Source organism: Chitinophaga rhizosphaerae (assembly GCF_003958645.1).
In the GTDB taxonomy this organism is placed as follows: domain Bacteria; phylum Bacteroidota; class Bacteroidia; order Chitinophagales; family Chitinophagaceae; genus Chitinophaga; species Chitinophaga rhizosphaerae.
In genome coordinates, this window is the sequence record NZ_RXLO01000003.1 from 760,658 (window position 1) to 774,347 (window position 13,690).

Sequence of the window (13,690 nt, forward strand, 5' to 3'; positions counted from 1 at the left end):
GAAAATTATTGCACGACCAGTACGGGGATGTGGACCTTGTGGCGGACGTAATTCACGGTTTCGCCGTAGAGCCAGTCTTTCAACCCCGAGTGGCCGTGGCCGCCGAGGATGAGCAGGTCTGCATTTTCCGCTTTCACGATCCGCGCGATTTCCTTGGCGCGGTGGCGGTAGCCCAGCAGGCCGGTGGCTTTGACGCCGCGTTGGGCGAGGAGGCGGATGTAGGTGTCTAGCTGTTCCTGGTCTTTTTGCGTTTCGAAATCGTGCGCGTCTTTCCCGAAATAACGGGCAGACGCACTTTCTACGATATGGATGAGCACGTAATGTGTGTTGGGGTTCCCTTGCGCGAGAGCGTTGGCGATCACGCGCTCGTCTTGCTGCGAAAAGTCGAGCGCCATGGCGATACGGCCGTAGATGGGCTTTTCGAGATCGCCGAGGGAAACGTTGGCCGGGTGCATCTGTGCCGAGCGCATTTTCCGGTAACGGCTCAGCCAGGGATAGATCACGGTGATGACCAGCAAGGCGATGAAACCGAGGATCACCGCGAGGATGAGCCCGTCTACCCACCAGGGGTTATCGGCCGTGAGGATTGCTTCCGCTTCGTTGTAAACCATCCGGATATTAAGATAGACCAAAACGCTGGAAATGAGCCAGGCCGCAGCTTTCACATATGGTTTGATCGCAAAGTTGCCCATGGTCTGTTTATCGCTCACGAAATGGATAAGCGGGATGATGGCGAAGCCGAGTTGCAGGCTGAGCAACACCTGGCTGAAGACGAGCAGTTCCCCGATCTTTTCTTCGCCCGCTACCAGGATCACGATCAATGCAGGAATAATGGCCACCATCCGCGTGATCAGCCGGCGCAGCCAGGGATTGATGCGCAGCCGCAAATATCCTTCCATGACGATCTGCCCGGCGAGGGTTCCCGTTACGGTAGAGCTTTGCCCCGCGGCGATGAGCGCCACGGCAAAGAGGATAGGCGCGAGCTTGCTGCCCAGCAAGGGCTCCAGCATCCGGTGGGCCTCGTGGAGGTCCGCGATGCCGGTATGGCCGGCTTTATAGAACACGGCTGCGGCGAGGATGAGGATGGCGGCGTTCACGAAAAACGCGAGGTTCAGCGCAATGGCCGTATCCGCGAAATTGATGCGCAATGCCCTGCGGATGCCGCTGTCCGTTTTGCTGATCTTGCGCGTTTGAACAAGTGCGGAATGCAAATACAGGTTGTGGGGCATCACCGTGGCGCCGATGATCCCGATAGCGATGTACAGCGCCGTTTCATCCGGCAGCGCCGGCACGAAGCCCTTCACCACTTCGCCCATGGGTGGCTCGGCGATGAGCAGCTGCACGAGGAACGACGTTCCCACAATAGCCACCAGCGCAATGATGAACGCTTCCATCTTCCGGATGCCGTACCGCTGGAGGATGAGCAGCAGGAACGTATCGAGCACGGTAAGGCTCACGCCCCACATGAGCGGAAGCCCCGTCAGCAGCTGGATCCCGATCGCCATGCCCAGCACTTCCGCGAGGTCGGTGGCGGCAATGGCGATTTCGGCGAGGATATATAAAATGAAGTTGACCGGCGCGGGATAGGTTTCCCGGTTGGCCTGCGCGAGGTCGCGCCCGCGAACGATGCCCAGCCGCGCGCTGAGGCTTTGCAGCAACAGGGCCATGATATTGCTCATCAGCAGCACCCAAAGCAAGGTATAGCCGTAGCGGCTGCCGCCTGCGAGGTCGGTGGCCCAGTTCCCCGGGTCCATATACCCCACGGAAACAAGGTAGGCCGGGCCGAAAAAGGCCAGTATCCTTCGCCATTTGGAACGTTGGGGCTGTGTAGTGTCTATACTCTGGTGAACTTCGCTGAGTGAGGCGCTGGATTCCTGCGTACGCATGCTGCCGGTTTACAATGATTTGACCATAATGTTCTTCGATACCTGTTCGCTAAGTGTAAAGGCCGGCTGATTGCGGATCTTGACCTCCACGGAGTTGTCGAATTCGTATCTTTCTATAAGATCGAGCTGGGTGCCGAGCCGGATGCCCTTGGCGTTGAGGAACTCCAGCAGGGCAGACGACTGGTCAGACACGCCGGCCACTTCGAGCCGCCGCGCCGTGGCTTTGTCCAGCGAAATGAGGGGCTGGCTTTTGGAGATCCGGCCCTGCGCGTCGGGGATGGGGTCGCCATGAGGGTCGGTAGTGGGGTTGCCCAGAAACGCGCTTAACCGCGAGATCAGTTTTTCGCTCCGCACATGTTCCAGCTCTTCGGCGATCTCGTGCACCTCGTCCCAACTGAAACTTAACTTGTCTACCAGGAAACATTCCCACAAACGGTGGCGGCGAACGATCTGCAAAGCGAGCTTGCGGCCTTCGGTGGTGAGGCTGATACCCTGGTACTTCTCATAATCGATCAACTTCTTCTCTTTCAGCTTCTTCGCCATATCCGTTACAGATGCCGGCTTGGTGGCCAGGTCGTAAGCGATGGCGTTGGTGCTCACCACCTGGTCCCCGTCCTGCAGCTTATAAATACTTTTAATATAGTTCTCCTCCGCGACCGTCAAGTTCATATGCTCTAAAATATAATTTAGGCAAATCTAAATAAATTATTCCGAAAGGAAAAGAACTGGGAGAAATTTGGAATAATGACTACCTTTTCGCCGAATTACGACAAATCATTATGCGGAGCATACTTTTCCTGTTTCTGGCGATCGGCGTAGTGGCCGGCTGCAAATCCCGTAAAAAGACCATCAGCGAAGACGATCGCGCGCTTACGTTCGCGGATTATGCCAACAAGTTCCCCCCTGCGGAGGCGCTGCGCTGGAACGCGGATTCGCTGAAGCGGAAGCGGACAGACAGCCTGGCGTTCAAATCCCGCTACCTGAAACAGTTCCTCCCCGACACCCTCGCCAAAGGCGTTTACGGCGCGGCCGAAAAGCCCAGGTTCTGGCCGGTAGGGCAGGTGGCGCTCACCGAAGACCTCCGCCTCTTCGTAGTGGAAGGCGCCGCCAAATCGGGCGCCGCGGCCTGGATGTGCTTTTACGATAAAAACGGGACTTTCCTCAAAAGGCACCTCGCTGCGCAATATGCGGCCAGCGGGAATAAAAAGACGGGTTTTTCCGTCGATAAGAAAGGCAATATCCGCGTAACCACCGAAACCGGCGCGGCCATCGCGCGGGAAGACGTGTTCGCGGCCAACCCGGACGGCAGCCTGGCGCTCATCCTCACGAACTCCAACGAGCCCGCGGTAACGGGGCTTTTCAATCCCATAGACACCCTTCCCCGCAAACACAAGTTCTCCGGCAACTATACCGCGGGTGAAGGCAACATTGTTTCCATCCGCGATGGGGAAACGGCGAAGGAATTCCTTTTTTTCATTCACTTCACGCGCGACAAAGGTGCCTGCACCGGCGAGATCGACGGCACGGGCCGTTTTACCTCCGCCACCACGGGCCAGTGGCGCGACAAACAGTCTGGCTGCATCGTGGATTTCAAGTTCAGCGGCAGCAAGGTAACGATCAGTGAAACGGGCTGTGGCGCCTATCGCGGCATCAAATGCGCGTTCGAAGGTACTTTCACGAAAAAACGCAAGTAGGGAAATTAATCGAGGTTACGCTGCACCGTGTCCAGGAACGTGACGCGGCTCACGAACCTTGCGCCCAGGGAGGCGAGGTGATGCGTATGTACCTGGCAGTCGATGATGGCGAGCTGGGCGGCATGGTCCTGCACGAAAGTGATGAACGCGGCCTTGGAGGCGTTGCTCACGGCGGCGAACATGCTTTCTCCGAAGAAGCACCGGCCGATCTTCACACCATATAATCCACCCACGAGTTCATCGTTTTGCCAGCTTTCCACGCTCATGGCGTAGCCCTGTTTGTGGAGGGAAGTGTAGGCACGGAGCATGTCCCGCGTGATCCAGGTCCCGTCTTGCCCTTCGCGGGGAGCGGTACGGCAGCGGTCTACCACGGTTTCGAAGCATTCGTTATAGCTGATCCGGAAGGTCCCTTTTTTGAGGACGGGCTTCATGCTGTGGGAAACGTTCAGTTCCGAAGGATAGAGGACGAACCGGGGATCGGGGCTCCACCAGAGGATGGGCCTACGGTTGTACCAGGGGAAAATACCGGAACGGTAGGCCAGCAGGAGCCGTTCCGGGCTAAGGTCTCCGCCGATGGCGAGCAGTCCGTCGGGCTCCGACATGGACACCGGCGGAAAATACAGTTCGTTTTCGGGGAGATGGAAAAGGGGCAATTATGAAGCAACTGTTTCTTCGATGGTGGCGCTGATGCCGCGGTCGAGCAGGGCTTCGAGCATGGGCTTCAGGTCTGTCAATTCGCCGTTTTTCACGGCGTATTTGCCATTGAAATGAATGATGAGCGCGCATTGTTCCGCCTGTTCTTCCGTATGGCCGCACACTTCCATCAGCGACTGGATCACCCAGTCGAAAGTGTTTACTTCATCATTCCATACTATCAGGCTGAAAGGGAATTGTTCCGCCGTTTCCACCAGCACATCCTCCGCTTCCTGAACGGATACGCCTGTTCCCGTGTAATGCATGTTCGGTCCTATGTTTCTGCAAAGTTACATTTTTTTGCGATCGTCCGGGAGTTTACGGGAATGGTCGTAAATTAACAGCCATGAAACTGCAGTTGCGAAGTTTCTGGACTATTTGAACGTAAATGGATTATTGATGAAAGGATTGGTTTTTCTCTTGCATATCAGCTTGCCCCTCAAAGACCCGGTTCCGATTTTCAGCCTGGTGTTGTTTATCATTCTGCTCGCGCCGATCATCCTGCGCAAATTCCGCATTCCGAGCATCATCGGCCTGATACTGGCGGGCATGGCGATAGGGGACCATGGGTTCGGGATCATCGAGCAGGGCAGCATCAAGCTGTTCGGGAACGCAGGTTTGTTATATATCATGTTCCTGGCCGGGCTGGAACTGGATATGACGGAATTTCGGAAAAACAGGCATCGCAGCGCCGTGTTCGGGGCATTTACTTTTTTCATCCCCATGCTGCTTGGCTATGTTTTATGCACCTATGTACTGCATTTTAATCTCATGGCCACGCTGCTCATCTGCAGCATGTTCGCCACCCATACCCTCGTTGCCTACCCATTGGCCAGCAGGCTGGGCATCAACAAGAACGAGGCCGTGACCGTTGCTGTGGGCGGTACCATTATTACGGATACGGCCGTACTGTTGATCCTGGCGATCATCACCGGCGCGCAAACCGGCAATCTCGATACCGCCTTTTGGTTGCGGTTGGGAATTTCCTTTACGATATTCTCCGTGGTGGTAATGTGGGGTTTTCCGATCATTGGCAGATGGTTTTTCAAGAAAATAAAGGATGATAAGACGACCCACTTCGTTTTTGTACTGGCATTGGTTTTTCTTGCCGGGTTTCTTGCCGAACTGGCCGGTGTGGAAGCGATCATTGGAGCATTCCTGGCCGGATTGGCGCTCAACCAGCTCATTCCCCATACTTCCCCGCTGATGAACCGAATAGAGTTTGTGGGTAGCGCCATTTTCATTCCCTTTTTCCTGATTTCGGTAGGCATGTTGGTTGATTTAAAAGTGTTGCTGAAGGGGACGGAAGCGCTCATCCTGGCGGGCGTGCTAACGGCCGCGGCCTTATTCAGCAAATGGCTCGCGGCATTTTTTGCGCAGCTCGTATTCGGCTACACGCCCAATCAGCGCAATGTCATTTTCGGCCTCAGCAGCGCCAGGGTAGGCGCTACCATCGCCGTAGTCATGATCGGGTACAAAATGGGTATCATCAACGAAAACGTGTTGAACGGATCGGTGTTGCTGATCCTTGTTACCTGTACCGTCAGCTCCTTCGTGACGGAAAGCGCCGGCCGCAGACTGGCGCTCGTGGAGGCCGACCGCAAGCCCGAGATCACCGGCGGTCCGGAACGCTTCCTCATCCCCATCGCCCAGCCCGAACGCATGGAGCCCCTGCTGGATTTCGCGCTCATGGTCAAACAACCCGGCAACCCCGCGCCCGTGTACCCCCTCGTGGTGGTGCAAGACGATGAAGAAGCGCGGGAAAAAATCCACCTCAGCAATAAAACCATGGAGAAAGCCGTGATCCACGCCGCCGCGTCGGAAAGCAATCTGCAGGTGGTGACGCGGGTAGACCTCAACGTGACCGACGGCATCTCACGCGCCGTGAAAGAACTGCTCATCTCCGACGTAATCCTCGCCTGGAGCGAAAAGAACAGCGCCACCGACCGCATTTTCGGCACCATCTTCGGCTCCACGACAGATAATGTGCTGCAAAGCGTCTGGGAAACCGTCTATATCTGCGACTTCCATTCGCCCATCAATACCACCAAGAAGCTTGTCCTTATTTTACCGCGCAATACGGAATACGAACTGGGCTTTCTGCATTACATGGAAAAAATCGTGCTGCTGGCCAAACAAGCCGGGGCGCGCATCCTGGCGTATTGCGGGAAAGGAACGCAGGGCGCGGTGGAGAAATATATCGCCGAAGCGAAAGTGAGCGTTGAAATATCTTTCCGCACGCTGGAAAATCCGGAAGATTTTCTCGTCATCGCCCGCAACGTGTCTGCAGACGATATGATCGTAGTGGTTTCCGCACGGAGAGGCACCATCTCCTTCCAGCCTTACCTGGAAGGCATTCCCGCTAAAATGGTCCGCTATTTCCGCGAAAACAACATCATCCTCATCTATCCCGAGCAACGCACCGCCGAAAACATCGAGCCCGGTATGCAGGACGAAGATATTTCGCTCATGCCCATCCAGGAACAGCTGCGCAACATCCATAAATTGGGGCGCGCCGTTAAAAAGATCTTCAAAGGTTCCAACGGAAAGAACGATCCCGAAGTATAAAATTCAATCGGTAAAAACAGCAAGGCCGTCTCATTGCGAGACGGCCTTGCTGTTTTAGTGTCGGGAAACGATTATTGTTTGATCACTTTTTTAGTGATGACGCCGTGTTTGCTGAGAATTTGCAGGAAATACATTCCCGGCGGCATCCTGGACATGTCCACTTGAACTGTTTCTCCGCCGAAAGCTCTCCTGGTATGCATCAGTGTACCGGTAATGTCGGTCATGCGCAGGTCCAGGGCTCTTTTTCCCTCGCCATTCAGTGTGATGTTCACGATTGAGTTGGTGGGGTTGGGATACACCTTGATGTTGGCATGCTCGCCATTGGCTTCCGGAATGCCGGTTACCACCTGGTTGGGAAGCGTTGCGGGATAGACGAGCTTTTTCTCGCCGTTATACCCGATCGCAAACACCGCTGTTGCGGTATCGGGGAACAGTACTTTGGTGAAACTGTTGTCGCTGCTGCCGGTCCCGAAGATGGCCACGTCCACCAGCGTATCGTTTTTGTAAGTCTCGAACGCTACGGCGTGTTGCCACTGTGATGCGTCTACGGTGATCGTATTGTTGTTTAAGGTAGCGCCCACGCCCGAAGTGCCCGTCACCGCCTGCAGGTTTTTGAAAGTATTGACGCTGTTGGCGGACAGGTAGTGGATGACGGGAGATACCGGGGCAGGGTAGTTTTTGGCCTTGATGGCGTTGATCGTATTGGTTACGTCCTGTTGGGTGATGGTGATCCGCGCAGATGTGTAATCTTCCACGATTTCGTCGATAGGCGCCAGCAGACCGGATTTCACGAAGAAGTCGGAGAGGTCTTCCTTCACCACGTCGCAAACGTTCTTCACGCAGTTCAGGATGAAATCCTTGTTCGTGAGGCCTGCATCATTGGTAGTGCGCACTTTTTCCAGCATGTCGCCGAGCCAGAACGCCACGTCGGGCTGATTGCCGCCTGGAGCGGGCGTGCCAGTCAAACGTTCCTGCAAGGTAGGCAGGTTTTTACTCGCCCCTGCAGCCTGGTAATACAATTCCAGCTGCCAGAAAAGCACCAGCCGTTTGAACACGTCGGGGTTCGACATGATCGCCTTCTTTTTCACCAAACTGTGCAGGATGGCGCCATTGATGCGGCCACCGGCGATATCCGGACGAACATCGTCCGGCGAAACCGGTTCGTCGTCCAGCCTCGACCGGCCGGGGTAAGACGTTCCCATCGTATAATCTACCCAAACGGAATACAGGTTGTTGGTCACTTCGGTGGTACCGGTCCACACGAATCCCGGGCGCACCTGGTTTACGTGGCCAAATTCGTGCGCGATCCCCCAGGGAGATGCTTTTACGCCTTCCGCATTCGCGAGGCCGGGCTCACCCCAGGTAAGGTCGAAATGCGCACCCCATCCGCCGGCATACCATCCGCCGCTGTAGGCCGACCATGCGAACATATGGTTTTTCGGTACCCGGTTGTGCTTGTACAGGCCCATGAGAATATACTCGGTGTTAACGATGGAGTCGTACACCCCGATGAGCGCATGCCCGGATTGCGGGGAATTGCCCAGCAGCGCGGCTTTATGATAGTTGAGGTTCACGAACCGGCCCTTGATGTCCAGCGTGGGATAGATCTGGTTGGTCAGGTAACCGAACCAGTCCGTATCCGAATCGGTTTTGGGGTCGTAATAGCCGTTCACGCGGCCGGTTGCGATGTGTATTTTGATATCCGGCTTCGTGGAATCGTTGTTGTAATAGTTAATATATCCAAGCCCGTCGGCCGTGATATCGATCACGTTCAGGCCTTCAGACAGCACGTAGCTCCGGTCTGTGATGGATGCGGAACCGAAGTCGGTCACCCGTAGCGAGGGCGTAACGCCGTTGGTGGCGCCAACGAACAGTACGGCTTTCGTGTTCGCCTTGAACGCGATGCCCGTGGGGTTTTCGAAAGAATTATAGGAGGATGTTTTCAGCGAAGCGGCGGTAGTGCCCACCAGCGGATATACTTTATAGGATTGATACCTGAATTTCCGCTGGTACGTTTGGTTGAAGAGGCATTGCGCCAGCGTTTTGAAGAACGGCATGGAAACCGTATCGATCTGTGCCTGCGTTACACCGGGTTTCAGCACGGAGTAGAGGCTGTCGAACATATTATTGTACACGCTGCCCGACGCGGGGTTCTTCTTGAAGAATTCCATCTCCGCGCAACTGGCGAAATCGCTTTGCCCGCTCAATACCTTCACGATCACGGCGCGTACGTTGACGAGCGGTGTGGTCAGCTCGATCCGGCTGGGTGTTCCGCTGAAATTCAGGCTGGCGTCTTTCGCTTTGACGGGCGTACCGTTCGGCGTTGTTTTGTACCATATTTCGACGTTCCCGAAATGTCCGTTGCCGCTGCCGTCTTGCCGCGGCGTGTACACGATGTAGTTGATCTGGTTGTTCCCCTGGAAATTGTAGGTCATTTCGATGGGGAACCCGCCGCCCGCCCACGACGAGTGGTAGAACGTGCTCTTGTTGTTGTCGATGGTTTTGTCGATCCCTTCCCCGGCGCTGTTGGCGGCCGGCGAAACGGACGCGTTCTGGACGGTGATTTTCGTGTCCAGGAGTCCAGTCAGCCCGTCGCCCGGGTTGGCGCAGTCGATGGGTACTACCTGTGCGGCAGACGACCAGAACTTCATTTCCGCGCAACTGGAAAAGTTCCCGGTGGCCTGGGTGACCACGAAGCGCACGTAGGCCGGCGTGTCCAGTCCGTTTCCGGGAAGATTGATGACTTTCATGGTGTTGTCGTTGGCCCAGGTGAGGTCTGCGGCTTTGACGAAAGCCGTATTGGCTTTCCTGGAATACAGTTCCACTTTTTGCCAGACGCCGTTGAGGCCGCTGGGCCGGGGATAGTATTCGATCTTGTTGATGTTGCTGACGCCGTTGAAGAAGAAATCCACCGTGTCGGGGATGGCGTTGATGCTCCAGCTGGAATGATAGATGGTGGAAACGTCTCCGTCGAAACATTTGCTGAGTTCCGTTCCTGGCTGAGCGGGCGTTGGAGACGTCGCGAAAACGGGGGAGACCTGGAACTGTGCAGACGCGGCGCTGCATAGCCCTATCCCCAAGAGTAGCGTAGATATATATTTCATAACTAAATGGTTAAGCACATTTGAAACAAACAACTTCCGCTTCGTAGCGTATCGGCTGCGGCGTGGGATTTTGGTTTTACTGATAACGATCCGGGAAAGTTCCTGAGGGTTTGGTTTATCTTATCACACGTTAGATTTTGATACGGTCGGGTCTCTTCAGGAGTATTTTCTATTTCAATATAGCATCTTTTTTTGAAATCTGTTGACCAGGATAAGAAAAGTCATCTTCCCGCGAGGAAATCCCCGTCGATGATGAGGAGGGTAACGCCGCTTTCGGTGCGGGAGCGGTGGATGCTGGCGTCGTCGGAAACGATATAGGTCATTCCCTGCGTGAGCGTATGCGTGGTGCCGTCTTTCAGCTCGCTGTCGAAGCTGCCCTGCAGGCAATGGACGATGTGGCCCTTGGTGCACCAGTGGTCTGCCAGGTAGCCGGGGCTGTAGGAGACGATGCGGACCCGGAGGCCGGGGAACTGCAAAGTCTGCCATTGCGCAACGCCCGTTTCGCCGGGGTGCGTGGAAAGGAGGATATCTTGCCAGTTGACGACGGTAAATGGAATGCTCATGGGATTGTTTTTGGGATGGATAAAATTACGGATTCCCCATGAGCGCGAATATCGTTTTTCCCTGAAGTTGACGAATGCGATCATTAAAGGAAGTAATAGCCAGATCAACCCAAACAACGCATCGCCGCGCTTTCCCCTTGATAGAACGCTTCTTCGAAAATAGAGATCCCGCTCAGGTCGGAATGCGCAAAATGTACGCGGGGCGGTGTTCCGGGGATTTCAGTAGTCATGAAGCCTGGTATGGGCCTGATCATGCCGTGGCCCCAGATCCAGCAATCCACCGCTGTAACCAGTTTTGCGATGTGCGGATGGCCCTGTTCGAGCTGCGCCATGCAGAGTTCCACCCAATCCCGGTGCTGCAATTGCAGGGCTTTCCGGCGACTGTCCGCCGGTTCCAGCTGATCCAGCGGCCAGTACAGGGTTATTACATGCGATTTTGCCGGGCGCCGGTCTGTGGTTTGGTGCTGGGCGTAAATATAACCCAGGCTTTGCTGTCCGTATATGACGTTGTCCCAGCAGACGGGCAGGTTTTTATCCACGGGAAGTTCGCGGAGGTGGACGTTCGCCACCAGCCAGGGTGCGTAGGTGAACTGCGGTCCCGGCGTTTCCCCGAGAATGCGCCTGCCGATGAACTGCGGCATGGCCAGGATACAATGATCGGCGACGATGCGCATGGCTTCGCGGGTTTGGTAGTTCCAGCAATCGGCCAGTACGGTATTACCTTCTGTTTGAACGCGGTATACGATGGTGCCGGTCAGGGTTTGGTTGTGGCTGTGCCGGCGGAGATGTTGTACCAGCCGGCCATTCCCTTCGGGCCAGGTGAGCACGGCGCTGGCGTCAGCATTGGCGGCTTTGCCGCGCCGCGCCGCGAAGTAATGGATGCCTGCCCAGGCGGAAACGGTTTTAATGCCAGCGCCATAATCGTCGCGGCAGCAATAGTCGACGTACCAGCGAAGGGGCTCGCTGCGGAACCCTTCGCGTTGGAGCCACGCCTCCATCGTGAGCGCATCCAGCGAAAGGAATTGCGGATCGCGGGAGCTGAGCGCCGCGGGAATATCGAAAGCGTGCCGGCCCGAGGAGTCTTTCGCGTCGCGGAACGTCTGCATCAGCGCCAGGAAACGCTTCATTTCGTCGTGCTCCTGCGGGGAGAGTCCCACTTGCGGAATAATCCCTTCCTGCCACCTGCCTTTGCGGTACAGGCGTTCGGCAGGTTCGTAGACCAGAGACAGTTCGTCGTAAACGGGGAGCCCTTTGTCAAAACCCTTCAGCAATCCCGCTTCCGTGAGAAAATCCATCAGCGCGGTATTTTCCGGGTTCGGTAGGGGAAGGTAATGGGCGCCGAAAGGGAAGTTTGTGATAGAATTTCCGCCGGAAAGGGAATTCCCGCCTGTCTGCGGTTCCAGTTCAGCCAGCAGGAAATCGGTTTTGCCGGAAAGACGGAGTTTTCTGGCCGCGCTTAGTCCGGCAACGCCTCCGCCGGCGATGAGGACTCCGGTGCGAATGGTTTTTTGCGGGGAGACGGACAGTCCGTCGCGCAGTTGGTGACCCGCGGCCGCGGAGGCGCCCAGGATGCTGCCGCCGATATGATCGTAAGCCCCGGGCGTGCGGCATCCCGCGGCATAAGCGCCGCCCGCCAGTAGGGCGATGTACTGCAGGAATTCTTTACGCGTGAACATTTTATACTATTGCCAGCCCGCCCATTCTTTTTCGAAAAGATGGACGAGCGCCTGGTTGTTAAGTTTGTTTACGGGAAGATCGTGCGCCTGCATATCCGGTGGGAAATACCGCATCTGCGCGAAAGATTCGCGGGAGAAGGATCTCAATCCCCCCGGCAACGCATCTCCCCGGTCTGCCGGCGCGCGCAGCGACCCCATAATGTAACCCCATTCCCCGAAAGAAGGAACGTAGCAATGATACGGAAGCGTCTGAAAACCTGTGTGGCGCATCGTTTGATCGATACACCAGAACGATTTCGGCGCCACGTACGGTGAAGTGCATTGGATCACTACCACGCTTTCCATCGTCAGCACCCGTTGCAGCAACTGGTAAAAAGTGTTCGTATACAGCTTCCCGACAGAATATCCCGACGGATCGGGGAAGTCGATGATGACCACGTCGTACGGCTGATGCGGACTGCGCAGCCATTGGAACGCGTCGGTGTTCACGATCCGCAGTTTCGGGTCGAGGAGGCTGGAATCGTTGAGCCCCGCGAGCATGGTGTTGCCGCCGAACAGTTCGGTAACGGCGGGATCGAGGTCTACGAGCGTGATACTGTCGATATGCGGATAGCGCAGTACCTCGCGGGCTGCGAGCCCGTCGCCGCCGCCGAGGATGAGCACGCGCCGCGGATCGGGATGGTGCATCATGGGCGGATGAACGAGCGCTTCGTGATAACGGTACTCGTCGCGGGAGCTGAATTGCAGATTGCCGTTGAGGTATAGGCGAACATCGTCTTTGTGCCGCGTCAGCACCACCCGCTGGTAAGGTGAGGAGCGGGAGTAAATGATCTGCTCGTTGAAGGCGGCCGATTCGGCGAAATCCATCATCTTGTCGGAAAAAATAAACCCCGCCACCAGGAGCCCCGTCACCAAGATCGCTTTCACCGTCAGATAACCCGCCCATTTCACTTCCTTCCTGAAACGGAACAATACCACCAGCGCCACCGCGGTGTTGAGAATGCCGAAGAAGAACGAAGTTTTCATCAATCCCAGTTGCGGCACCAGCACCAGTGGAAATATGATCGACGCCAGCAAGGCACCGATGTAATCGAAGGTAAATACCTGCGACACCATATCCTGAAACTCCATCCGGTTTTTCAGGATGTTCATCAGCAGTGGGATCTCCAGCCCCACGAGCGTTCCCGTCAACCCTACCAGCAAATACAGCACGATCCGGAACGAAGCCACATGATCGAACAGTAAAAAAAGCAGACAGGCACTGATCCCGCCCACGAGCCCCACGAGGATTTCGAGTTGGATGAACCAGCTCAGCAGGTTTTTGGTGAAGTACCTGGAAAAGAACGCACCGATGCCCATTGAAAACAGGTACGCCCCGATGATGGTGGAAAACTGGGTGACGGAATCACCGAGCAGGTAACTGGCCAATGTGCCGGCCACGAGTTCGTAGATCAGTCCGCAGGTGGCGATAACGAAAACCGACAGGAGCAGCAGCAGGTGCATAGA

At 55.8% G+C, this 13,690-nt stretch carries 10 protein-coding genes; 2 read left to right on the forward strand and 8 right to left on the reverse strand.

Features of this window, described 5'->3' with window-relative positions; translation table 11 throughout:
• Positions 1–5 precede the first annotated feature (5 nt).
• A complete protein-coding gene (locus tag EJ361_RS10155) occupies positions 6–1,886 on the reverse strand; it encodes an Nramp family divalent metal transporter (RefSeq protein WP_126245473.1) in 1,881 nt (626 codons plus the stop codon).
• 9 nt (positions 1,887–1,895) lie between these two features.
• The gene (locus EJ361_RS10160) at positions 1,896–2,555 is read right to left on the reverse strand and encodes a metal-dependent transcriptional regulator (protein ID WP_205686979.1); all 660 of its coding nucleotides are present in this window, start codon (positions 2,553–2,555) and stop codon (positions 1,896–1,898) included.
• 110 nt (positions 2,556–2,665) lie between these two features.
• Between EJ361_RS10160 and EJ361_RS10165 the strand changes: the two genes are divergently transcribed.
• Positions 2,666–3,580, forward strand: a complete 915-nt coding sequence (locus tag EJ361_RS10165; protein WP_126245475.1) for a hypothetical protein — start codon at positions 2,666–2,668, stop codon at positions 3,578–3,580.
• Between the two features lie 5 nt (positions 3,581–3,585).
• Here the strand turns inward: EJ361_RS10165 and aat are convergent, their stop codons facing one another.
• Both aat and EJ361_RS10175 read right to left on the reverse strand, forming a co-directional pair.
• On the reverse strand, positions 3,586–4,233 hold the full coding sequence (gene aat / locus EJ361_RS10170; protein WP_126245477.1) for a leucyl/phenylalanyl-tRNA--protein transferase: 648 nt from the start codon (positions 4,231–4,233) through the stop codon (positions 3,586–3,588).
• Positions 4,234–4,539 carry an ATP-dependent Clp protease adaptor ClpS gene (locus tag EJ361_RS10175; protein ID WP_126245479.1) on the reverse strand — a complete coding sequence of 102 codons (306 nt, stop codon included), beginning with the start codon at positions 4,537–4,539 and terminating at the stop codon, positions 4,234–4,236.
• 133 nt (positions 4,540–4,672) lie between these two features.
• On the opposite strand from EJ361_RS10175, the gene EJ361_RS10180 reads away from it, so the two are divergent.
• Positions 4,673–6,841 (forward strand): cation:proton antiporter, encoded by a 2,169-nt coding sequence (locus EJ361_RS10180; protein ID WP_126245481.1) that lies wholly within the window; start codon positions 4,673–4,675, stop codon positions 6,839–6,841.
• A gap of 71 nt (positions 6,842–6,912) precedes the next feature.
• Here EJ361_RS10180 and EJ361_RS10185 read toward each other — a convergent pair whose 3' ends face one another.
• From EJ361_RS10185 to EJ361_RS10200, 4 genes are all read right to left on the reverse strand, one after another.
• Positions 6,913–9,945, reverse strand: a complete 3,033-nt coding sequence (locus tag EJ361_RS10185) for a M60 family metallopeptidase (protein ID WP_126245483.1) — start codon at positions 9,943–9,945, stop codon at positions 6,913–6,915.
• A gap of 221 nt (positions 9,946–10,166) precedes the next feature.
• Positions 10,167–10,508 carry a DHCW motif cupin fold protein gene (locus EJ361_RS10190; protein WP_126245485.1) on the reverse strand — a complete coding sequence of 114 codons (342 nt, stop codon included), beginning with the start codon at positions 10,506–10,508 and terminating at the stop codon, positions 10,167–10,169.
• Between the two features lie 104 nt (positions 10,509–10,612).
• On the reverse strand, positions 10,613–12,184 hold the full coding sequence (locus EJ361_RS10195) for an FAD-dependent oxidoreductase (RefSeq protein WP_126245487.1): 1,572 nt from the start codon (positions 12,182–12,184) through the stop codon (positions 10,613–10,615).
• Between the two features lie 6 nt (positions 12,185–12,190).
• Positions 12,191–13,687: a polyamine aminopropyltransferase gene (locus EJ361_RS10200; protein WP_126245489.1), complete on the reverse strand. Its 1,497-nt coding sequence runs from the start codon at positions 13,685–13,687 to the stop codon at positions 12,191–12,193.
• Positions 13,688–13,690: the final 3 nt, after the last annotated feature.